The 21,368-nt window shown below is 65.0% G+C and carries 20 protein-coding genes and 3 pseudogenes; 8 read left to right on the top strand and 15 right to left on the bottom strand.

Going from position 1 to position 21,368, the window contains the following annotated elements; translation table 11 throughout:
* Position 1: 1 nt before the first annotated feature.
* Both M5I08_RS25185 and M5I08_RS25180 read left to right on the top strand, forming a co-directional pair.
* Positions 2-1,033, top strand: a complete 1,032-nt coding sequence (locus M5I08_RS25185) for an LLM class flavin-dependent oxidoreductase (protein WP_219069604.1) — start codon at positions 2-4, stop codon at positions 1,031-1,033.
* A gap of 184 nt (positions 1,034-1,217) precedes the next feature.
* A pseudogene (locus M5I08_RS25180) lies at positions 1,218-2,171 on the top strand (cytochrome P450 family protein); the annotation flags it as partial.
* Positions 2,172-2,388: 217 nt separating this feature from the next.
* Here M5I08_RS25180 and M5I08_RS25175 read toward each other — a convergent pair.
* Positions 2,389-2,811 (bottom strand): TOBE domain-containing protein, encoded by a 423-nt coding sequence (locus tag M5I08_RS25175; RefSeq protein WP_219069610.1) that lies wholly within the window; start codon positions 2,809-2,811, stop codon positions 2,389-2,391.
* A gap of 119 nt (positions 2,812-2,930) precedes the next feature.
* Between M5I08_RS25175 and moaA the strand changes: the two genes are divergently transcribed.
* Entirely contained in the window at positions 2,931-4,010 is a 1,080-nt protein-coding gene (gene moaA, locus M5I08_RS25170) for a GTP 3',8-cyclase MoaA (RefSeq protein WP_219069612.1), read from the top strand.
* Between the two features lies 1 nt (position 4,011).
* Positions 4,012-4,269 (top strand): MoaD/ThiS family protein, encoded by a 258-nt coding sequence (locus M5I08_RS25165; RefSeq protein WP_219069614.1) that lies wholly within the window; start codon positions 4,012-4,014, stop codon positions 4,267-4,269.
* A gap of 6 nt (positions 4,270-4,275) precedes the next feature.
* Here the strand turns inward: M5I08_RS25165 and M5I08_RS25160 are convergent, their stop codons facing one another.
* Positions 4,276-4,701 carry a molybdenum cofactor biosynthesis protein MoaE gene (locus M5I08_RS25160; protein ID WP_219069616.1) on the bottom strand — a complete coding sequence of 142 codons (426 nt, stop codon included), beginning with the start codon at positions 4,699-4,701 and terminating at the stop codon, positions 4,276-4,278.
* 79 nt (positions 4,702-4,780) lie between these two features.
* Between M5I08_RS25160 and moeA the strand changes: the two genes are divergently transcribed.
* The 3 genes from moeA to M5I08_RS25145 all read left to right on the top strand — a co-directional run bounded on the left by moeA (position 4,781) and on the right by M5I08_RS25145 (position 7,045).
* Positions 4,781-5,986, top strand: a complete 1,206-nt coding sequence (gene moeA / locus M5I08_RS25155; protein ID WP_219069618.1) for a molybdopterin molybdotransferase MoeA — start codon at positions 4,781-4,783, stop codon at positions 5,984-5,986.
* A gap of 127 nt (positions 5,987-6,113) precedes the next feature.
* Positions 6,114-6,563 carry a cyclic pyranopterin monophosphate synthase MoaC gene (moaC, locus tag M5I08_RS25150; protein WP_255564760.1) on the top strand — a complete coding sequence of 150 codons (450 nt, stop codon included), beginning with the start codon at positions 6,114-6,116 and terminating at the stop codon, positions 6,561-6,563.
* Positions 6,563-7,045 (top strand): MogA/MoaB family molybdenum cofactor biosynthesis protein, encoded by a 483-nt coding sequence (locus M5I08_RS25145; protein WP_219069620.1) that lies wholly within the window; start codon positions 6,563-6,565, stop codon positions 7,043-7,045. The genes moaC and M5I08_RS25145 overlap by 1 nt, the downstream gene beginning before the upstream one ends.
* A 152-nt stretch (positions 7,046-7,197) precedes the next feature.
* Here M5I08_RS25145 and M5I08_RS25140 read toward each other — a convergent pair whose 3' ends face one another.
* The 8 genes and pseudogenes from M5I08_RS25140 to M5I08_RS25105 all read right to left on the bottom strand — a co-directional run.
* Positions 7,198-8,007, bottom strand: coding sequence for a putative sulfate/molybdate transporter (locus M5I08_RS25140; protein ID WP_219069622.1), 810 nt, complete (start codon positions 8,005-8,007; stop codon positions 7,198-7,200).
* Positions 8,008-8,040: 33 nt separating this feature from the next.
* Positions 8,041-9,963, bottom strand: coding sequence for a hypothetical protein (locus M5I08_RS25135; RefSeq protein WP_219069624.1), 1,923 nt, complete (start codon positions 9,961-9,963; stop codon positions 8,041-8,043).
* Positions 9,963-11,426: a tyrosine-type recombinase/integrase gene (locus M5I08_RS25130; RefSeq protein ID WP_249763501.1), complete on the bottom strand. Its 1,464-nt coding sequence runs from the start codon at positions 11,424-11,426 to the stop codon at positions 9,963-9,965. The genes M5I08_RS25135 and M5I08_RS25130 overlap by 1 nt, the downstream gene beginning before the upstream one ends.
* Before the next feature lie 197 nt (positions 11,427-11,623).
* Positions 11,624-11,770 (bottom strand): annotated as a pseudogene (locus M5I08_RS26425) (glutaredoxin domain-containing protein); the annotation flags it as partial.
* On the bottom strand, positions 11,743-12,543 hold the full coding sequence (locus tag M5I08_RS25120) for a transposase family protein (protein ID WP_249762910.1): 801 nt from the start codon (positions 12,541-12,543) through the stop codon (positions 11,743-11,745). The gene M5I08_RS25120 and the pseudogene M5I08_RS26425, both read right to left, overlap by 28 nt.
* Positions 12,544-13,158: 615 nt before the next feature.
* Entirely contained in the window at positions 13,159-14,481 is a 1,323-nt protein-coding gene (locus tag M5I08_RS25115) for a nuclease (protein WP_249763500.1), read from the bottom strand.
* A gap of 3 nt (positions 14,482-14,484) precedes the next feature.
* The gene (locus tag M5I08_RS25110; RefSeq protein WP_249763499.1) at positions 14,485-14,823 is read right to left on the bottom strand and encodes a ParB/RepB/Spo0J family partition protein; all 339 of its coding nucleotides are present in this window, start codon (positions 14,821-14,823) and stop codon (positions 14,485-14,487) included.
* A 1,581-nt stretch (positions 14,824-16,404) separates the two neighbouring features.
* Positions 16,405-16,545: pseudogene (locus M5I08_RS25105) on the bottom strand (transposase family protein); the annotation flags it as partial.
* Between M5I08_RS25105 and M5I08_RS25100 the strand changes: the two are divergent.
* On the top strand, positions 16,511-16,804 hold the full coding sequence (locus tag M5I08_RS25100) for a hypothetical protein (RefSeq protein ID WP_249763547.1): 294 nt from the start codon (positions 16,511-16,513) through the stop codon (positions 16,802-16,804). The pseudogene M5I08_RS25105 and the gene M5I08_RS25100 sit on opposite strands and share 35 nt — an antisense overlap.
* 330 nt (positions 16,805-17,134) lie before the next feature.
* Here the strand turns inward: M5I08_RS25100 and M5I08_RS25095 are convergent, their stop codons facing one another.
* From M5I08_RS25095 to M5I08_RS25075, 5 genes are all read right to left on the bottom strand, one after another.
* Entirely contained in the window at positions 17,135-17,413 is a 279-nt protein-coding gene (locus M5I08_RS25095; RefSeq protein ID WP_219070616.1) for a hypothetical protein, read from the bottom strand.
* 1,041 nt (positions 17,414-18,454) lie between these two features.
* Positions 18,455-18,925: a nitroreductase/quinone reductase family protein gene (locus M5I08_RS25090; RefSeq protein ID WP_249763498.1), complete on the bottom strand. Its 471-nt coding sequence runs from the start codon at positions 18,923-18,925 to the stop codon at positions 18,455-18,457.
* 101 nt (positions 18,926-19,026) lie between these two features.
* Positions 19,027-19,602: a hypothetical protein gene (locus M5I08_RS25085; protein ID WP_249763546.1), complete on the bottom strand. Its 576-nt coding sequence runs from the start codon at positions 19,600-19,602 to the stop codon at positions 19,027-19,029.
* Positions 19,595-20,218 (bottom strand): IS607 family transposase, encoded by a 624-nt coding sequence (locus M5I08_RS25080; RefSeq protein WP_219070934.1) that lies wholly within the window; start codon positions 20,216-20,218, stop codon positions 19,595-19,597. Before M5I08_RS25080 ends, M5I08_RS25085 begins: the two co-directional genes overlap by 8 nt.
* Before the next feature lie 838 nt (positions 20,219-21,056).
* The gene (locus M5I08_RS25075) at positions 21,057-21,230 is read right to left on the bottom strand and encodes a hypothetical protein (protein WP_219070884.1); all 174 of its coding nucleotides are present in this window, start codon (positions 21,228-21,230) and stop codon (positions 21,057-21,059) included.
* Positions 21,231-21,368: the final 138 nt, after the last annotated feature.

Genomic DNA, 21,368 nt, shown 5'->3' with positions numbered 1-21,368 from the left:
GATGAGTGAGCAGATGCGCTTCGGGCTCTCGGGAATCCTTGGCGGGCTGGAGGCGCACGGCGTCGGCGAGGTTGTCCTGCAGGCGCGTCGCGCTGAGCAACTCGGGTTCGATTGTCTTTGGTTCAACGAGGAGCACTTCGCCCAGCCGAACAACGGGCGACAGCTGCTGTCGCCCATCGTGTTGGCTGCCGCGGTCGCGGCTGCCACAACTGAACTGCGGGTGGGCTTTTCGGTGCTGCTGGCGCCGTTGCACCACCCGCTGCGGCTGGCCGAAGAAATCGCGACGCTCGACGTGTTGTCAGGGGGGCGGGTGAATTTCGGTGTGTCGCGCGCCAATAGCGACCGCTACCGGATTGCGTTCGGTTATGACGAACGCCGCGATCCGGGACTGCAGCAGTGCCTCGACCAGATTCTCGACTACTGGTCCGGAGCGCCGATCGTTGTCGACGGCACCTCCTACACGCTTTCGCCGATGCCCGTCCAGCAGCCGCACCCCACGATCTACGTCGGCGCCTACAGTGAGCACACACTCGCCTGGGCCGCCGGTCGCGGCTATCCGATCATCGCGCACGGCATCCAAGCACCGGCATCCTTAAACCGGTGTTTGACCACCTACGCTGAGCACGGCGGTGACCTCACCACGGTGCCGGTCGGACGATTCTGCTATGTCGGCGAATCCGACCGGCAGGCTCGAAAAGATGCCTGGCCCACCGTGGTTGCGCAGGCGAAGCGGCTGCAAAAGATCGGTCTGTGGCGCAGAGGCGATCTCATCACTACCGAACATGCCTTGGATCCGGAGCGGTTCTATCACGAGACCGCCATCGTCGGCGGACCGGATACCGTCGTCGCGCGGATCGCGGAACTTCGCGACCGATACGGGCTGCGGCGGTTCAACCTGCTTTCGTCGTTCTTCGGTTACCTACCCGCCGAATTGCTGGACGAATCGCTCAAATTATTCGCGACCGAGGTCATGCCTCAACTCAACCCCGACTGCGTTCCCTCACCGAACGCTGACAGAACGGCAGCGAAGTGATGCATCGCGGCCGACATCCGGCATTGCTCGTGGCGATTGTCGCCACGGTGCTGTCTTTCAATGGCTGCTCGGGTTCCGGTGCTGAGGCCGGCCGTAGCGCACCCATGCGTTCGCGGTCGCAGGACCGGATCGACTGGGTACGGTCCACGCGCGATCAACAGGGACTGGGGGATTTGACACATTGATGTCTCACCAGGTGCCCGAGCAGTTTCGACCCGCATCGGCTAAAACGTGGCCGAACCCGTGGCCGATGTACTGCGCGCTGCGTGACCACGACCCAGTGCACCATGTGGTTGCCGAGGACGGACCCGGAGGGGGCTCAACTGATTACTACGTGCTGTCCCGGCATGCCGATATCTGGTCGGCCGCCAGCGATCACGAGACGTTCTCATCGGACCTGGCCGCTGCCGTTAAGTACGGTGACCTGAAAGGTCTTGAGCCGCAGGATAGTCCTGCGACGGTGATGCAAGACTCCCCGGAGCACGCCGAATTTCGGAAACTGATCGCGCGTGGTTTCACACCGCGGCATGTGGAGCACTTTGAGCCCGCGGTCCGTGAGTTTGTCGTGGAGCGCATCGAGCGGCTGCGCGCCGATGGTGGCGGAGACATTGCCGCCCAGCTGTTCTGGCCGGTGCCTTCGATGGTCATCGCGCATTACCTGGGCGTCCCGGAAGAGGACCGGATGCATTTCTACGGCTGGACGGAGGAAATCGTCGCCGCCAACATCGCGGAAGGCGGTGTCGGCAGCTTGTCGAAGACCGCCGGTCAGGCGTTCACGTTGATGATGGCGTACTTCGCCGAGCTGATCAAGCTGCGCCGCCGCGTGCCTGGAGACGACACCATCTCGCAGTTGGTCATGGCGGGGATTGGCGGCGACGGCGATCTCGCCGGCATGCTCTCGATGCTCGCCTTTGTGTTCGCGATGGTCGCCAGCGGCATCGACACCACCACTGGCATGCTCGGGGGCGCCGTGCAACTGCTGCACCAGCGACCGGACCAACGCTACTTGTTAGTCGAAAACCCAGGGTTTATCACAGATTCCATCGACGAGTTCCTGCGACTTACCTCGCCGGTACAGCTCAAAACTCGCATCGTCACCCGCGACGTCACGATCAGAAACACCACGATCCCGGAAGGTCACACCGGTAATGCCGTCTGGCTGGTCAACACGTAAACGTGGGCCACGACAATGCCCATCAGCAACCCCGCCCCCAGCGCGGTCACAATACGGGGCAAATTGAAGGCGACGTAGCCCTTGAGGCGAAGCCATTCATACGTTCGGCTGCGCTTCCATCTTTCGATGACCGCACCCACGGGCGGCGCGTACCCACCGGCGCCTATCGGCAAACCACGATTCATTCCGCGGCCAGACCGTCAGGCGCTTTGGGTGTTTCGACGATCACGGTGGTGGCCTTGACGACCGCCACTGCGAGACTTCCGGGCTCGAGTTTCAACTCGTGTGCGGCCTCGGTGCTCATCAGGGAGACGACCGTGTGCGGGCCACACTGCATCTCGACTTGTGTCATCACCTTGTCGCTGATCACGTTGGTGACCAAGCCGATAAAGCGATTGCGGGCCGAGCTGCCGATGCCGAGCGGGTTCGGCGGTAGCGGTCGGGCGTTGTTGCGCCAGAACTCGGCCAAGACATCCCCGGCGATCACCTTGCGACCGGAGTCGTCTTGGCTGGCAATCAAAGCGCCGTTGTCGATCCATCGCCGGACGGTGTCGTCGCTGACTCCCAGCAGTTCAGCGGCCTGACGGATCCGCATCGTTGGCACGGATAAATGCTAGTTGACGCCATGACCTGCAGGAAGGCGTACGCCATGCCGGTTTCGCCGCGCCGATGGATGCCAATGGATAATGAAAAGGTTGCTCGCGACCAGATTCGGATGGTGCCATGACGATCACGACGCTCGGCCTTCCGCGAGTGCCGCGCCGCCTTGTCAGCCAGGCGACACAGCCCCCGTCCACCGGCCCTTTGGTGGACAGCTTCGGGCGGGTCGCGACGGACTTGCGGGTGTCGTTGACCGACCGCTGCAATCTGCGATGCACCTACTGCATGCCCGCCGAGGGTCTGCCGTGGTCGGCCGCCGAGGAGCTGCTGCAACCCGACGAATTCATTCGGCTGCTGCGAATAGCCGTGGCCAGGCTGGGCATCACCAAGGTGCGGTTCACCGGGGGAGAACCGTTGCTGACCAGGCACCTTGACCACATTGTCGCCGCGACAGCCGCGCTCCGGCCGCGTCCGCACCTGGCGCTGACCACTAACGGGGTTTTGTTGGCCGACCGTGCTGAGGCGTTGGCGCGCGCCGGCTTGGACCGGGTGAACGTGTCGTTGGACAGCGTGGATGACCTGCGCTTCGCGGCGATCACCCGCCGTGACCGGCTGGCCGATGTGCTGGCCGGCCTGGCCGCCGCACACGCAGCGGGCCTGCGGCCGGTGAAGGTGAATGCCGTGCTGGACCCGCTGACCGGCCTCGACGACGCGGTGTCACTGGTGCGGTTCTGTCTCGGCCACGACTACCAGTTGCGGTTCATCGAGCAGATGCCGCTGGATGCCGGACACCAATGGCGCCGCGAGGCCGCCGTGACCGCGAACCAAGTGCTAGCCCAGTTGCGGCGTCATTCGTTCACGCTGGAACCCGATCAGGCGCCGCGCGGTTCGGCGGCGGCCGAGTTGTGGAGGATCACCGATCCCGCGACTGGGCGCGCCGGGAAGGTCGGGATCATCGCCTCGGTCTCGCATCCCTTCTGCTCGACGTGCAACCGCGTCCGGTTGACCGCCGACGGGCAGCTTCGTAGTTGCCTGTTCGCCGTCGAGGAGACCGACCTGCGGCGACTGCTGCGCGAGGGAGCCGACGACACCGCGATCGAGACGGCGTGGCGGACCGCGATGTTTGGGAAGCCTGCGGGTCATGGCATCAACGACCCGGACTTCGTCCAGCCGGCGCGGCCGATGAGCGCGATCGGCGGCTGAGGTGACGGTTGAAACGATCACCGTGCGGTATTTCGCGGCGGCGCGTGCTGCCGCGGGATCCGATTCCGAGCAGCTGGCTGTGCGTTCCGGCGCCACGGTCGGCGAGCTCGTAGACACGCTGGGCGGCCGCAGCCGGGAGCTTGCCCGCGTGCTGGTCCGATGCTCGTTCCTCTGCGACGGTTTGGCCGTTCGCAACCAAGCCCAGCCGCTGCAGGCGGGCAACACGATCGACGTCCTGCCGCCGTTCGCCGGAGGATAACGGGCGCTAAGTCGAGCCCACCCATTCGTCGGTTCCGTCGGCGAAGACTTGGCGCCTCCACACTGGTAACCGCGCCTTGATGGCGTCGACCAGCTGTGCGCAGGTGAGAAATGCTCCTCGGCGATGGTCGGCGGCGACCGCGACGACTAACGCGGCTTCGCCGATCTGCAGGACGCCGATCCGGTGGCTGGCCGCGATAGCCCGCGTCCCAGGGGACTGCCCGGCGACCTCGGCCACCACTTCGGCGATTATCTCGGCGGCCGACGGGTGCGCGGAGTATTCCAGCTGCACCACGTGGCGCCCGTTGTCGTGGTCACGAATCATGCCGACGAACCCCACGACGGCTCCGGCTGTCTGATGGCCCACCAGTTCCTGGTGCTCGGCAAGCAGAATCGGTTTATCCGTCAGCGCGGCCCGCGCTACCAGCGTCATCGTCGGTTCAAGGACGGACGTTCCACGAATACCAACTATATTCGTCTGGGGGTTCCAGGGAGGTTTCCGGTCTGACGCTATGCGGTCGGTCGAGGAGCATCAACGCGTTGTCGCTGGGCTGATCGCTGCCCGGCCCGCCGTCACCGGCGAACTGCCCGACGCCGAGGGCCGGGTGCTGTCGCAGGACGTGACCGCGACGGTGGCATTGCCGGTTTTCGACAATTCGGCAATGGACGGTTACGCGGTGCGTGCCGACGAGGTGGCCTCAGCGACCACCGATCACCCGGTGAAACTGACTGTGGCCGAGGATATTCCGGCCGGTCGGAGCGACATCCCTAGGCTCGAGCCGGGTACCGCGCATCGCATCATGACCGGCGCGCCGATCCCGGCCGGGGCGACGGCGGTAGTGCCCGTCGAGGGCACCGATGGGCGGACCGATGTCGTGAGGATCGACGTACCCAGCGCCGAGGGACGCCACATCCGCCGCGCCGGTGAGGACGTCGCCGCAGGCGCCACGGTGTTGCAGGCCGGGCAGGTGGTCACCCCAGCGGTGATTGGCCTGGCCGCAGCACTGGGACTGCACGAGCTGACAGTGATCCCGCCTCAGCGGGTCCTGGTGATTTCCACCGGATCGGAGCTCGTGTCGCCGGGCGCGCCGCTGCGGCCAGGGCAGATTTACGAGTCCAACTCGATCATGCTCGCCGCCGCCGTCCGCGAGACGTGCGCAGAGGTCGTCGCCACCGCGACAGTTAGTGATGACGTCGCCCAGTTCACCGCGGTGCTGGATCGATACGCCGCCGAGTCGGATCTGATCATCACCAGCGGCGGCATCAGCGCGGGCGCCTACGAGGTGGTCAAGGATGCGTTCGGCAGAGCCGGTGATCAGGGGGTGGAGTTCGTCAAGGTGGCGATGCAGCCGGGCATGCCGCAGGGCGCTGGCCGGGTGGCGGGCACGCCCATCGTCACCCTGCCCGGTAACCCGGTCAGCGCGCTGGTGTGCTTCGAGGTGTTCATCCGTCCGGTGCTGCGCTCAGCTATGGGGCTGCCGGCTCCGCAACGGCCGCGCCGATCCGCCGTGCTGACCGCGACGTTGACCTCATCGCCGGGTAAGCGCCAGTTTCGGCGCGGGATTTACGACGCCTCCACCGGCACCGTGGTGAGCTGCGGCCCGCCGGGGTCACACCATCTGCGGTGGCTGGCCTCGGCGAACTGTCTGCTGGACATCCCTGCGGACGTCGCGGAGATTGCGGCCGGATCCCAGCTGCAAATCTGGGACCTCTGCTAGCGCTCCGTAAGATGACCGCGTGGCACGACGCTCCCGCCCCGAGGGCGATCTGAGGTCGGGCCCGCAACGCCCGGTCGCGCCGGCGGCCGCGGCGACACCATCGTCGGGTGGGGGTCCGCTCTCGCACATCGACGAGGAAGGCGCGGCGCATATGGTTGACGTCACCGGGAAGGCAGCGTCCGACCGCACCGCGGTCGCCGCAGGTTCGCTGCGAACTTCCGGGCAGGTGGTGGAGCTGATCTCGGCAGGCGGGCTGGCCAAAGGCGATGCGCTGGCCACTGCGCGGGTTGCGGGCATTCTGGCCGCTAAGCGCACCAGCGACCTGATTCCGCTGTGTCATCAGTTGGCGCTGACCGGTGTCGACGTCGCTTTCACCGTCGGTGAGACGGATGTCGATATCACCGCGACGGTGCACAGCACCGACCGCACCGGGGTGGAGATGGAAGCGCTGACTGCGGTGAGCGTGGCGGCCCTGACGCTTTACGACATGATCAAAGCGGTGGACCCGGCTGCTCGGATCGATGACATTCGGGTACTGCGCAAGGATGGCGGCCGCCACGGAACCTGGGTGCGGTGATGGCCGGCCGATCCGCGCGCGTCATCATCGCCTCCAGCCGCGCCTCGGCCCGGGTCTACGACGACCGCTGCGGACCACTGATCGCCGAATGGCTTGCACAGCGCGAGTTCTCGTCGGTGCAAACAGTGCTTGTCGGTGACGGCGACCCGGTGGGCCAGTCGCTACGCGACGTCCTCGCCGAGGGTGTCGACCTGGTGATCACCTCCGGGGGCACCGGCATCTCGCCCAGCGACGCCACCCCCGCCCAGACCAAGGCGGTGCTCGACTACGAGGTTCCCGGCCTGGCCGACGCCATCCGGCGCTCCGGTCTGCCGAAGGTACCGACCTCCGTGCTTTCGCGTGGCGTATGCGGGGTAGCCGGCCGGACCCTGGTGGTCAACCTGCCGGGATCGCCGGGCGGGGTTCGCGACGGCCTTGGGGTGCTCGCCGACGTGCTGGATCACGCGCTGGACCAAATCGCTGGCAAAGACCATTCGCGCTGACGCGGGCGCTGCGCGCCGCGCTGACCGATCAGCCGATCCTGCTGGCCGAACACGAAGACCTGGTTTGAAAACCTATCCGCTGCATGGCGAAACATGTTTACACGAAAAATCTGATCGGCGCCGAACTGTAAGGGCCAGCCTTCGCTGGTCAATTACGGTGAGCCGGTTCCGCACCTCGGTGGTTGCGCGTGTGGGCGGGAGCCATCGGCTTTGCGGCGGGCCTGGAATGCCTGAATCGAGCGGGCTACCCACCAAATCAGAAGTGCCCCGAGGAGGGCGATGGCGAGGTTGCTGAGAAACCCGGTGATCCCGACCGCCAGCGCCAGCGCCCAGTGCGCGGGGTGCCGCAGGTCTTTGAGCAGTGCGATATGCAGCAGGCCGGCGACCGTCAGCAGACCCGCCAGGATCGGCACCGGGAACCCGGATAGCGCAGCGGTCAGAGTCGCTCCCATCGCGAGCGCAACCGCGATCAGCACGCCGCCCAACATGATTGGTGCGCCGCCGCTGCGGGCACCGAAGCTGCGATGCGCTGTCATCCCCCCGGCGCCGTGACACACCGGCATCCCGCTGATCCCGCCGGCGAACAGGTTGGCCAGACCAAAGGTGATTGCCAGGCGCCCTGGACGCACCCGCCAGGCGGCATCGCCGAAGTAGGTGCGGGCCGCGTCCGCGGTGGCCAAACACGAGTTGGCGAACGACAACGGCAACTGCGGCAACACCAGGGCGACTGCCGCGGCGGTGAATGCGGTCCAGCGCAGGTGCGGGAGGTGCACCGCCGACGGGCCGAAGGTGACTGAGCCGTGGAAGGTCAACACCATCGCCACCACGGCCAACAGAACGAAGACCAGCGTGATCTTGCGGTGGCGCAGCAGCAGCGCGGCAGCGATGATCGCCACGGTGGCACCGCCCAGCCACCAGATCGCGTGCCGGTGGTCGGTGAACGCTTTCGGCGTCGCGGACACCAGGTTCCGGCAGGTCGTTCAATTGCACGAGGCTCAACGGTCAAACTCCACGTTCGCGGCGAGTGGCAGATGCAGACCGACCTGACCGGCCTCGATGTGCTTGCGGGCCAACGCTTTCTCTTCATCGGTGCGCTCCGCTAGCACCGCTTGCAGGTTGACGTGGCTTTGTCCCCACAGCTGCGCGAAGTGCTGCGGGGACAGCCGCAGCCGCAGCCGGTCGAGGTGGTCGGCGAACAACAACAGCTGCGGTAGATCGCTGGGCAGGACCCACGCGTTGCGGCATTCCAGACACCGCAACGGCGCCACCGGGCACAACTCTCCCGACCGGCCGTAGGGCGAGTTGTGGGGATCCGAGCACTGGGTCAGTCCCATATCGAGTGCTCCGCGGCGGATGTCCTCGGCTTGTTGTCGGGTGAGGCCCAGTGCCGCCGCCTGCTCCGGGGCATCGAGCACTTCGGTGGATCTGGTGAGCACCGTCGGTCCCTCCAACGCCATGTTGAACCAGTGGTCCTGAGCCGTCGTGATCACCTGGCCTGACATCATGCGCAAGGTAGAGCCCTGGGCATAGTGCCCCCGGAACACTTCCTCATGGTGGTCGTTGGCCGCGTCGGCGATGCGTCCGCCGAAGGCGATGGCCTTCTCCACCTTTGTCGATTTACGCAGCCGGCGAATGTCAGGTGCCCCGTCGACCGCTACGCGCGCTGCGGCCAGCCAATCAACGAAGCCCGACCGCTCTTTGTTGGCCGCCCAGGGCGCTATGCGCAACTCGTATGCTTGCGTAACCGACGCAGCCACAAACGATCGACCGGCAGCATCGGGTGCCCGCAGCCGAGCCTGCGCGGTGACGTGGGTGAGGTGTTTGATGATCGCACCGACTTCCCGGTGCGGCCGGTCGGCGAAGTCGACCGCCTCAACATCGTTGTCCCGCGAGGGTTCTGTACCGAATGTGCGGTGCCGCACTCGTTGTGCCCGTTGCTTTGTCAAACTCAACCGAACGCCTTTCGGAAGGAACTCGACGTCAGTGTCGGTCAACGCGGTGACTTCCTCGGGCGTGTACCCGGTGGCCGCCACGAGCAGCACTCGGTAGGCATGGAGGTCGAGGTGGCGGGGGTAGAGTTGGCCCACGAGCCACCTCACAAGGATTATTTTCGCCAGTCGTGGATAGATGGGCCGATCACCTTGGTCGATGCAGGCCCGCAACTCCGATGGCCACCGCTGAACCGGGGGGAGGTGGGTGCAGATGTCGACTGGGGAGACTTGTTGCGTGGCCAGACCCCACAGTAGGTTGCTGATGTCGAGCCAGCCGTACTTGGCGGGGTCGCGTCCCCGGCCGGCGGACGTCCACCCGTTCGTGAGCCGGGAATCCAGCTGATGCGCCCACGCCCATGCCGCGCGGATAAGCGCGCGTTTGTCGGCGCGGGTGAACTCGTCGAGTTCCTGGCTGCTGCCTGAGGGCACTCCTTTGGCACCATCGACCAGGCGACACAGAGCCGCAGTGACGGGTCGCTGATCGTGTTGTGCGCGCCGGGCGATCAGCGCCCGCACAGTGCCCGCGTATGCGGCAGGGGTCGGCGAGCCGGCCCGGAAGCCAGTCGGAAGGGTTCGCTCCCATTCAGCCACAACGGCCGCGATGTCGGGATGCTCTCTCGCCAAACTTGCCCGGTGAGCGTTCCTGCCGAGCAGGAGGTCGGTTTTTGTGCAGAAATTCTGGATTGCTCGCCGGCCGTGGGAGACCGAGTCGCGTGAGATGCCGCTGGCCTCGGCGTAGTCGACCCATTCGTCGGCCAGCTCACCGGCCAACCGAGCGCACCGGAACTCGCTGGGGTCGAACGCAATATCCCGCAGGGTGCCGGTCCGGTCCGCTGCCCGCACTCGACGAACGCCGATGCGGGCGGCCCGAGTCAGCTGCTCCGGGACGGATGGAAAATTCTGCTGTTGATCTCCGCGGCGCGGCATCAGGGCTCACCACTACCGGCGAGCATGCGGCTGGCGACATCCGCGTAGGTATCGCCGTCTTGCACGGTCCACGCGCGGAACGCCGCGTCGACCGCGTTCATCGGGTCGTCGGTGTATTCCAGATACGCGTAGGTGGTGGCCGGGCTGGAGTGTCCGAGTCTGCGGCTGACAATCAGCAGCGGGTTGTGCTTGATGTGTCCGCCAAGGTAGGCCAGGTGGCGGCGGCGCCGCGCCACCGCGTCCGGCTCGTCACCGTCCATCTGCTGTTCGAGGTAAGACAGCAGTTGCAACGCAAAGGTATGCCGAGTGTCCTGCCACCTCCAGCGCCGACGGGGGAGCAGCGGCACCTCGGGTTGATTGGCGTGCGCCTGCATCCGCTTCCAGGCATCACAGCGGATGCGGTACCAGGACGACGGGCCGAGCATCTGACCCCCGTGACCGATAAACACGGCCAGCGGTTCGAGGCCATTATCGTTCTCCTGCATCGTGATCCGACGCAGGTCAGGTCCCATCGCGGACATGGTGAACGTACGGCGGCGCCCGCCTAGGACACCGCTGAGCTTCCCGGTCTCGTGATCGATGTGGTCGACGACAAACAATTCCTGGCGTCTGCGCGCCAAGGACCTCTCCGATGCTGCGACCGGTTCCGGGCGCTCGATCAGTAGGAAGTTTTCCACGGCGTCCACAGCCGCCGCAGGCACGTAGACCTCGCGGTACTTGCCGTATTTCGCGCATGCCTGCACGGCGAACTCGACGGACTCGCCAGGCCGGCGCCGCCCTACCCCGAGTTCGGGCAAGAGCACCGTGGACCACTCTTCCGGGCGCATCCCTGTCGACAACGCCAGGTCGGCGGCGGCACGATTACGGATCGGCGCTCGACCTCGGAACATATTGCTGACCTGGGAGTTCGGTAGTTGCCCACCCAGCCCGACGTCGCGGAAGTAGCGGTATTGGGCCAAGGTCATGTGCCGAATGTCCATGCCCCGCCGCACCCGGGACGTCAGCGGGTTGCGTCCCTTACGGGTCATCCGCAGCGGACGGAGTCGTAGGTGCCCGTATTCGACCAACCATCGGTAGAGCTGGTTGATCAGCTGGGCTTCCTTGGCCCAGGCAGCATCGCCAACCGGCTTGTCCTGCAGGTCAGTTCGCATCACCCGGTACGCCGTGAGGTCCGATTCGGTCGCGTCGAGCACGTCTCGTCCACGTGACTGAAGGAAGTGCACGAACCGCCGCAGGATATAGGCGTACTCGCGCATGGTCTTGGCGTCCTTGTCGTCATAGGCAAGATGCCGGCACCACGAACACAGCGGCTCAATCGGCAGCATCGTCACGTCGTCCAAGAACACCGGGGTGCCCGCCGGGATCGCCCTGGTCTCCAGTAACCCAATGACTGCGGCTGAGTCCACAGCCAGAGCATCAAAGTGCGTGCGCACCAACGACGAATCCACGAATGACAGGAACAATCGCCCTCCTCGGGGAAACGGCAGCGGACAGAAAACTACATATCGAACTGAACCATGCCCCACCGACATTTAGCGGGCTACTGGATCACCTCGACGACTGGGGGCGGCGATCGAACGCCGCACGCACACCGCGCGGCATCCGGAGCGCCCACGATTCTCTGGTCTGCCATTGAGACAGTCGCGAACCCGAAGGAGAAGAGGTAGCCCAGGCTCATCACGTAGTCGTGGGCCTCGGCATTCTGCGTGACGTCCACTTTCTCGTAATTCACGCCGTTTTTGTCGAGCGCCTTGAAAGTGGCCGTGCACTGACGTTTTCTCAGTAATTTCCGCGTTGGAGAGTCGATAGTACGATCGCGGCGGCAACAACTGCGCCAATCCTGTTTGGACACAGGCGGATTCGACGGAGGCAGCGCCAACGCTGTTTGAGTTCGGCGTTGGCGCGTTCACCGATGGCACGCGCCGCGGTGAGCAGCATGTTGTAGCTCTGATTCTCCACGGCCAGGCCGCGGCCCTTGACCGGAGTGTGCACCCCGATCCCCGCTCCTTCGTAGCCCTTGTCGGCCAGCGTCGGCACCCCGTCGGCCGCGGACTTGTACAGCGCGCCCAGGCAGTGCGCGCGGGCGGCGGTGATGTCGTGCACGCTGCCCGGCTCGACCTCGCTCGACCACACCGGGAACCCGCCCGGGTCGGCCAGTATCTGCACATTGCCGCCCTGGGTTTTGTGCTTGCCCGAATACCACCGGTGATGGCCGGCCTCGTTGCGCTCGTCCACCCGGTCGATGGCGATCAGCGTCCCGTCCAGCGTCACGTGCGACCACTGTTCGGCCTTGGCCCGGTCGAGCACTTCGTGCAGGTCAGGAGCTTGTTCGGCGATCACGTCGATCGCCTCGTGCAGATAGCGGTAGCTGGTGGAGATCGGCAGCCCAGCCTCCATCGCCAACAACCGGATCGGGGCGTCGTCGCGGAACCACCGCAGCACCAGCTTGGCCTGCGTGCGCACCGTACCCGACCGCCGCCCGGCCCGCGTTCTGATCTCGCGCCGGTGAACGTGCAGCAGCGCGGTCACATGCAGCAGGGTTTCCTCCGGCACGTCGCAGATGGCAGAGTAGGTGAACACGTGGGGTCCTTTGCAGCGGAGCGGGTTTCCTCGTCGAAACCGAATCCTTGAGCAAGGACCCCACGCCCAGCCACTACGACACGCCTGAAACTCCAGTCACAACAAACTCACAAGCCCCAAGTGAGAAAACCTCACTGAACGCATCCCGGTTTCGTGTATACGGTTACGGTGTTCACGTCATCTCCTAAAGGTAATACTGCTCGGTGCGTTGCTTTATCTAAATTCTACTTTGGCTATTTACGCTGCGCCACGCCCCAGGACATATTTTTTTCTGAATTTCCCCTGGCCTGAGGCGGGGGCGGCGCTCGCGAGAATGACTTCTATGTAACGTGTTGCGGTGCCTGGTAGTGAGCCCTGGCAGGATTGTATCGAGGGCCTGATTGCTCAGGAGCCCAGGAGCCAGCGTGTATCTATGTCATTTATGTGCTGCGCTGTAATGCCGTTTGCAAATGGCTGCTGGCGGTTTTATGTGGAATCATCCGCGTTGCTTTCGGCGTCTCCTTTGCGTCTTTGAGAACGGGGGATTCGCGGGATTTGTTGCGCGGCTTTCTGTGAAATTGGAGTAGGCATGCTGCTGGGTGGGACCGATGTGATCCCACCCAGCAGTGGCGCCTCCTATTGTTGTGCGGCCTCGGCGAGGTAGTCGTCGTAGACCTCGTCAGCGGAGTTGGCTTTGGTCACGACCTCTTCGATGGCGGCGAGCTGGTAGTCGTTGTCGGCCAGCCAGCGCAGGTAGTCGGCGCCGCCGACGTGACGGCCCCAGTAGTTGCCGCTGCCGCGCCAGGCGTCCTTGGGTGTCCTCGCTTCCAGCGCACCGAGCACCAGGGCCAAGGTGATGACCTGTGCGCGACCGTCACCGTTGGCCGCAAGGTCGGCCACCAGCTTGGCCACGGCTTGGCCGTTGTCCAGGCCTAGAAGTGCGGCGGTGGTGTCTTGGGCCTGGTTGTCACTGAGCAGGCCGGTGTCGCGGGCCAGGCAGTCGGCCACGAACATCGCCGCCCCTTTGGGTGGGGTCTTGCGCGTGAGCAGCTTGGTCACAAAGTCACGGCGGACCTGCAGCGCGGCTTCACCGAGCTTGTTCAGCGCGATCACCTTGCGGCGTTCCCGGCGTTCGGCGTCCAGTTTGGCCTGGGCCGCCGCTGCCTCGCGGGCTGCTTTGGCGTCCTCGTCCTCGGTGTCGACATCCGCGGTCTCCGTGGACCCGTCGCTTGTTGCGTGACTGAGGCCCGCGAAACGCTGGAATCGCTCGCACAGGGTCAGCCCGGCGGCGGCGTAGTCGAGGCAGAAGTACTCCGGCACGAACATCGTGGCCTCGGTGACGGTGTTGGCGTGGCGCAGCCCCTCGGCTGGGACGGCCTCGGGGTCGTCCTCGGTGTCCCAGTCCACCGCGTCCTCTTCGACCGGATCGCCGGTTCCCGCATCGACCCACCCGCTCTCCTCGGTGAGCAGGACCGCCCAGTGCGCGGGATTGGTCACCGCTGTCTCGTCGGCTTCCTCGCCGGCGGCGGTGCGCAGGTAGCTCAACTCGACGTGCTCGACGTCCCAGGACCGGGGGAAGCTGTCGAGGATGGTGAACCCTTTGTCCTGCCATGGCTTTTCGGCCTCCCGCTGGGCCTTCACGCTGGCCTGCTGCTCGCGGAGCTGGGCGACCGTGTGATCGAACCGCTGTGTTCCGGCGTCCCGGACGAGCCGGTCCAGCGCTCCGGGCATGTCGTCAAATTCGGCCAGGGCGGCGGCTTCGGTCAAGCTGAGCTGGTCAGCGGACAGTGCCTCCATCGCGGCCTGCGATTTGCCGGCCGCCGCGGCGGCTTTGACTGTGTGCTTGTGGATCGCGAGCGCCTTGGCGACCTTGGTCACCGACACTCCGGCGTCGAGCATCTGCTGGATGCCCTTGGCGCGCTGCACAGTGGTGATGTCGCGGCGCTTGTCGTTTTCCACGATCTACTCCGAGACTCGCTCGACCAACTGCGCTTTGTCGTCGCTGTCGCCGGCCAGTCGGATATAGACCGGCACGCTGGTCAGACCGGCCTCGCGTGCCGCTAAGGTGCGGCGCTGTCCTGCGCGGACCAACACCTGGCCGTCCTGGCTGCGTGTGGCCACGATCGGCGCCAGCACGCCATGCTCCTGGATGCTGGCGACGAAGTTCGCGTCGATGTCGGCCTCGTCGCGCACATTGGTGTCGAGCACCAGCTCGGCGGGGTTGATGTGCTCAAGGGTTCCGTTTCCGGCATCCTCGGCGGTAGTGGTGTTTTCGTCACTCTGGGTGATGGGATCGTTCACAGTCGATACCTCCAATGCAGGGGTCGTCCCGAGGGCCGCCCGTTCTTTTCGCCTTTCTGGCAGGGGAGATGTAAGGCCGGTAGTGTCCGAGGGAGCGCTAGGTTCCGGGCGGAAAGTTTTCCCGGGAGCGCAGCGAGCGGATCAGAAAAGTTTCCGCGCCGTAGGCCAAGCGCAGCGCCGCCGGCGGCCTAGTGTGAGCCGGACACCGGCCTAGCATCGGAGAGCCAGAAAGGTAAAAATCGTGTCATATTCGCACCCGATCCGGCCGTTGTGGCATGGCTCGATCCTCAGCCCGCCGAATCAATCTGGACGACGTCGGTGACAGTATTCGAGATCCGCACCGGCATCGATTTTTTGGCGCCAAGCCGGCGACGCAAGCGGCTCGACGAGATGTTTTCTCAACTCCTCGTCGAGGACCTTGATGGTCGTGTGCAATCCTTCGACCTGACGGCCGCGATTGCCGCTGGGACCATCGCCGCCAGCCAACAACGACTTGGGCGTGCGGTGGAAATTCGTGATGTGCAGATCGCTGGTATCGCCGCAGGTCCAGTGATAACGAACACCTGCCGAATATGCCGTCCCAGCTTGAATGAGAATGCCCCAGACTCAATGAGAAGAATGGACAGAGACGACGATCGACGCCGCCAGTTGGAGGGGGCCCGTGCCCTAGATACGGTTCTCGCGGGCGGGGCCGGCTCCTGCCGTTTCGTCACTGTGACGGGTCACGGCCGCCACGCCGGCGCATCGCGGTATCACCCTGGAGCTCGTGTGGGCGATACGGTGAGGGCTATGGCAGACAGCAAGAACTTCCACGACTACCGAGACAGCGCCCGATACATTCAGCGGACCTCCTTCACATCGATTGACATGAAGCGATCCGACCCAGTAATCGAGCAGCCACCGGCACGACACGCCGGTGGTCCCATAACTGGCAAACGGGGTGGTCCCATGAAGCTGGCTAAACCCTGGTCAAAGTGGTCCCATCATCGTGGCGGCCGACAGCGAGGATCAGCGCGTAGAGTCGGAGTCAGCGCGGCGGACCCACACTCACCACACACCGGCACCTCGGCTGCACCCGTCCACACAACGAGGGAGCCGATGGCCATGAGCAAGGTGACGATTAGACGGGTAGCTGCTGGCTCGCTGGCGGCGGCGGCGGCGGCGGCTGGAATTTTGGCGCCAGTCGTACCGGTGGCACACGCCGACCCGTCAATGCCCGGCTGCTGCTACTCGCCACGGAACCAGTTCGACGAGCGGTGTGCAGGATCCCGTTTCGGTTGGGGACCAGGAACAAACACCGACAACCCTGGCACTTGGGGCCGAACTACAGCCCTTGGGATGGTGATTGCCAGTCCTACGGGCAACCGAGCGGATTTACGGCACGAGCGAGCGGGTTCAAACTGGATCCCACTCCCCTGCGCTGCAAAGATATGGTTGGCGCGTTCGGCTTCTCACAGCACGTATGTGAATGGCCCGACCACAGCGTTACCTACTGCAAGAATCCGCCACCGATATTTGCCCCGCCATGCCAGACCCTCTACACACAACTAGCGCCGGGATTCTGGGATCAGTGAGGTTTTCTCAGTAGTTTCCGCGTTGAAGGGTCGATAGTACGATGGCGGCGGCGACAACTGCGCCGATCCTGTTCGGGCACAGTCGGATTCGGCGGAGGCAGCGCCAACGCCCTTTGAGTTCGGCGTTGGCGCGTTCACCGATGGCCCGTGCCGCGGTCGTGCGCTGGCTCGGCGTCAACTACCTGATGCCGCTGCGAGCTGCTGACAGCGCCGACCGACCTGGAGCTGTCGGGTGGCGGGTCGTTGATTGGGCGGGGTATGAGGCGGCACTGGTGTTGCTGCGTAACGTGCACCGGACAGCTGTGGCGGTGTTCGCTGATGGCGGCAAGTTCCGTACCGATCCCTCGAAGCTGGATGCGTTCAGCGAAGCGCCGCGCAACGGTCAGGGGCTCCGCGCCGGAGCGTAGCCCACTGGGCCGTTGCGGCGGGGGCTGGTCTTACTTCGAGGAAAGGCGCGCCGTGCGCGCCGGAATCGGTTACGTGTGGAATCCTAGGGCGGGCAAGCATAATTCGTTAAAGCGGTGCAGTATTGCGGTATGACGGTGGTAGGCAAGGTGATTCGGGATTACCTGCGTGAGCGGTAGCGCCAACCGCGAAAGCAGTTGCAGCATAACATAAAAGAGGTTATAGTTGGGTGAAAGCAATTGGTAGACAACAAGAATAAGGGCAGCAATAGTGAGTATGACAAGGTGCAGCCGTCGCGGAGCGCGGGCCGTATCATGTCAGTTATTGAATCGTCATGGCGTGGTCCAAAAATCGGGGCGTAGCGCTACGTTCACTCGCGAGCACGGCGGCCCGACTACTGGGAGGAACGAGTTGACGCAGCTCCAGACAGAGCCGTCCGAATAGCGGCAGATATGCGAGTTGGCGAAGGTGCCCTGACTGTCTTTGCACTGGACCGGATCTCCGGGCGGATCGTCGGCATGCGCCACCGGGATCGAGGCCGCCAGGGCGCCCAGCGCCAGCGCAACGGCCACCAGGCCGCGTTGGAGTAGCCGCGTTCGCTGATACATCATGGCAACAGACCTTCGCGCTCAGCGTCCCGCCGCCGGGGCAGACCTGGACGAGTGCGAGGTTGGCGCGGACGCGGACGCGAGTGCGGCGAGCACGCAGAGCGAAGCGCGCCGGCTACACGCTGAGGCGACGCCCCCTCGCGCGGACCCCGGCGCGCAGGCCAGTGTTGCCGGCGCGTAGCGAGGCGCGTGTCGACTTGGCGGGTCGTGGCGAGTGCGCCAGTCGGCCCGAGGCGATGGCCGGGAGATGCCGTGAGAGAACTTGGCGGCGCACACGATTCGCGCGGCCGGGTGCACTAGGCGCGCCCGCCGTTGGCTCGGAAGCGGGCGCGCTATCGACGGTCGGCGACCAGCTGCGGCCCGGCGTTGATGCTGATGTCCATGCCGGGCGGAGGCCTTGCCGAATTCGGAGTGGGTGAACAGGTCTGTAGCGATGAACTCCGGTATTGCGTGGTCGGAGTCCGCCCGTGTGTCCTCGGCGCTGCCGGGTTCGATGTGAGCAGATGTCAAGTACACGCTGACGAATATCACCCAGGGCATCCTTCCCGTCGTTACAACCTTTGGCCAGAAGTCAATTGGCCTCCTGCCTCCGTTCGTCCGCTTAGCGGAAGGCTGGTGGCGCGCCCTCGCCCCCTCAGTCGGTACGCGGCGGGCTGGGCAAAAGCCGTTGTCAGGGAGCAGGTTTAGCGTGAGCGGTGTGAGAGGTGATCGTGGGATTTTGCTGTGGGTTGATCCTGTTGTGCACGAGGCGGAATGCCGGCGATTCGATTCCTACGTAGTCAAGGGGCCCGGCCCTAACGACTGCGACTTTTTCGTCGGCGCGATTGGGACGGACGGTTACGGCCGGTTTTTCATTTATCGAGGGGGCAGCGGGATCTGCGTGCGTCCGCATCGCTACGCTCTGGCGCGCACATTGGCGTTCCCGCTGGGCGCGGATGAGTTCGGTTTGCACGAGTGTGACATGCCGTTCCTTGGGGACTTCAGCGTGTTGGACGGGTTGACGTGTGAACCCCCCCGAGTCAGTGGTGCAGTTAGTAGCTGAACCTAGGGCTTGGGGTGGGGTTGGGTGCGCAGGCGGATGACGGGCAGTTCGCGGTCGGTTTTCTGCTCGTATTTCGCGAAACGCTCTGCGGTGCTGGTGATGTGGCGCCACGCGTGCTGGCGGGCCGTGCCGTGCAGCTGCTCGGCGCTGACCTCGATGGTGCGCCCGGCGATCTGGATCTGCACAGTGTCGGGGTGCGCGGCGAGGTTGTAGTACCAGGCGGGGTTCTTTGCTGCCCCGTTCGCGGACGCGACGATCAGCCAGCTGTCGGCGCCGTCGGGGAAGTAGGCGACCGGGGTGTGGCGTGCGGTGCCGCTCTTGGCGCCGACGGTGGTCAGAACCAGCGCCTGCATGCCCATCACCTTGGTGGCGTTGCCGCGGATCCGGTTCATGTTCCAGATGTTCATCCAGGCCATCAGCTTCCCGCCGGGCTGGCGGGCACCGCGGATCCCGTGGGGGGTGTCAAAGCTCATCAACTCTCTCCTTCTACTCTCGTTTCTCATTGGTTGACGGCCGGCGCAGCCGGTAGGACCGGCCGATTCTCACCGGCCGTTGATCCGGGAGCGTGGTCCGTTCAGGGGTGTAGCGGACCGCGCAGACGGGTGGTCTCGTGGCGGTGTTGGCGTTCTCCGATGAGGCGGTAGGCCAGTCGGGCGGGTGCGGGGATGGCGGCCAGGAAGTCGGTTCGTTCCTGCGGGGTGGCCCCTTCGAGGAGGTAGCCCATCCGCTCGGCCCCGCGCCGATGACCAGGACTCGCTTGCCGGTGCGGGTCGCCGGTGGTTCGAAACTCCAGCCCCGCTCGCGAGCGAGGTCGCCGAGGATCGGTGACCTCGGCGTCCAGGGCGCGCATCCCGAGCTGGTACTGGTCTTCGACCGCGCGGGTGATCGCACCGGCCCACCGCGACGACGCCACCGCCGTCACCGCCTGCTTACGCTCGGCCCGCCAAACGCTGTGCTGCTTACGGTCCATGCGGCCCAGCGCGATCCGGTGCGTCAGCTCTCGCCGATATACCGAATCCAGGTACCGGCCAACCTCACCAAGAGCTGCAGCTTCCTCCTCGGTCAGATGCAGCCGGGTGCGCACGCGAACACCGCGGGGCCCGGCCGCCACCACTGGATCACCGATCCGCCGCAACGCACGTTTACTCACGGCCGTTATCTTTGCTCGCGGCACCGACAACCGCCTTCGGGCCGATATCACGCTGCGCGCAGCCGACCGCCTTCAACGCACGGTTTCGAGCACTGCGGCGACCATAGAGTCGCGCACAGAAACTTGTGAGCACCTCCACCATGTCGCGCACCAGATCGTCGTCGACCTCACCGTCGTCGAGCACTACCAGCCGGCGGCCGTGCGCGGAAAGTGCCGCCTCCACCAGCTCGGTGTTCATCCGCCCCAACCGATCCCGGTGCTCGACCACCACTGCGGTCACCTTCGGGTCGGCCAACAGCCGCCGTACTTTGGCGCGTGATCCGTTCATCCCGGACCCGACCTCAGCCTCCACCCGCACCACCGCACCCCCCGCCCCGGCGGCCCAGCTGGTCAGCCGCGCCACCTGACGATCCAGGTCTGCCTTCTGATCATGAGACGAGACTCGTGCGTACAACCCGAACGCGGCAACCGTCGAACCTAAGGACACTTCCGGGGACACCAACACCGTCCGGGCATTGACCCGCACCGCCGGCACCGGCAGCGTTCCCTCCCGAAACCAGCGATACGCCGTCTGCGGATGAACACCCTGCCCACGCGCCCACTCGGTCAAGTTCACGACGTCAGCATACTCACTAGAACGTCCGTACGCTCACTATCACTCAGTATTGACGGAACAGTTCGAACCCCTGGAACTCCAAGGCCACCAACGCCTCATACTGTTCACACCCAGGCGACAGCGGCGGAGCCATCTACAACGACCACGGCGCCCTGGGCATCGAGATCACCGGAAGCCTCAAACACAACGAGCCCGGCACACCGGGAGCGTGCCGCAGCGCGTTCATCCCCATCGACCGCGCGCTAAAAGTCCTCCGCAAAAGCATTCCGTCACTGAGCTTCTGACCACCCGGCTACTGCGCTAGTACGCCAGCGTCACGCGCAGCGATCGCATCTTCCAACGTCCCGGCCGGCCGGTCCACCAACCAATCATCATCCGGCGCATCGTTTCCCATGATCTGATACCTACCTATTCCAGGCCGCCGTTCATGCAGGCGCATACGTCGTACTTGTTCGAAATCCGGGTCCGCCACTATGACGCTGTCTATTCCCCCCATCATGGCGGCAGCCGCCGCGAGCACAGTCAAGCGCACCGCCACCGGCGACCACCATCCCGGCGACGCCCACACGTGCCTGGTGCGCGGCTGTGCCGACGCCCCGTACTCAGTCCCGCCTCCGTTTGCCGGCAACCGCCGACGCACGGCGGTGTTAGGCGTCAATCCGATTGCACATGGAACGGTCATTCAAGGCGATCATCTCCATTCCTCGTTATTTGCCGCTCCCTGCCGGCGGTGAGGAGGGCGTCAAGGTGGAGTCCCCGCAGCGTAGCGAGGAGAACCGACCTTGACGTCCGACGAGCGGCGGCCATAATCGGCAACGAGGAATGGCCTTGGGCAGCCTCACCGTGAGCGTCCGTTGGTCGTCATTTTCAGTGTCGCGCAACAGGCGGCCGTCGTGATCCAAACGGCCACCCAGGCGCACACCGCGGCGACAGCCATTCCCGCCGCGCCGTACAGCAACACGTCCGCGCTCCACTGCTCCACCGACCGGGTCAGATCCGAAACACTCGACATCTCCGACTCACTTCCCTCAAGCGCACAAGTTCATGTGATCAATCCTTGAGCCCAGTTCGAGCGCATTCAAGAGGACCGCCAACACGCCGCACCGACCGACGGTTCTGATCGCGAATCTCAGCGGCGAATTTTCACCGA

It is taken from the genome of Candidatus Mycobacterium methanotrophicum (assembly GCF_023515995.1).
Classification (GTDB): domain Bacteria; phylum Actinomycetota; class Actinomycetes; order Mycobacteriales; family Mycobacteriaceae; genus Mycobacterium; species Mycobacterium methanotrophicum.
The sequence above is the reverse complement of the archived record's forward strand: the minus strand, read 5'-3'. Positions and strand labels throughout refer to the sequence as shown.

Bases quoted from the DNA above. Each gene is read 5' to 3' on its own strand.
- M5I08_RS25185 (WP_219069604.1), top strand. From the start codon at position 2: ATGAGTGAGCAGATGCGCTTCGGGCTCTCGGGAATCCTTGGCGGGCTG.
- moaA (WP_219069612.1), top strand. From the start codon at position 2,931: ATGACGATCACGACGCTCGGCCTTCCGCGAGTGCCGCGCCGCCTTGTC.
- M5I08_RS25160 (WP_219069616.1), bottom strand. From the start codon at position 4,701: ATGACGCTGGTAGCGCGGGCCGCGCTGACGGATAAACCGATTCTGCTT.
- moeA (WP_219069618.1), top strand. From the start codon at position 4,781: ATGCGGTCGGTCGAGGAGCATCAACGCGTTGTCGCTGGGCTGATCGCT.
- M5I08_RS25145 (WP_219069620.1), top strand. From the start codon at position 6,563: ATGGCCGGCCGATCCGCGCGCGTCATCATCGCCTCCAGCCGCGCCTCG.
- M5I08_RS25135 (WP_219069624.1), bottom strand. From the start codon at position 9,963: ATGCCGCGCCGCGGAGATCAACAGCAGAATTTTCCATCCGTCCCGGAG.
- M5I08_RS25095 (WP_219070616.1), bottom strand. From the start codon at position 17,413: ATGATGTATCAGCGAACGCGGCTACTCCAACGCGGCCTGGTGGCCGTT.
- M5I08_RS25090 (WP_249763498.1), bottom strand. From the start codon at position 18,925: ATGAGCTTTGACACCCCCCACGGGATCCGCGGTGCCCGCCAGCCCGGC.
- M5I08_RS25075 (WP_219070884.1), bottom strand. From the start codon at position 21,230: ATGTCGAGTGTTTCGGATCTGACCCGGTCGGTGGAGCAGTGGAGCGCG.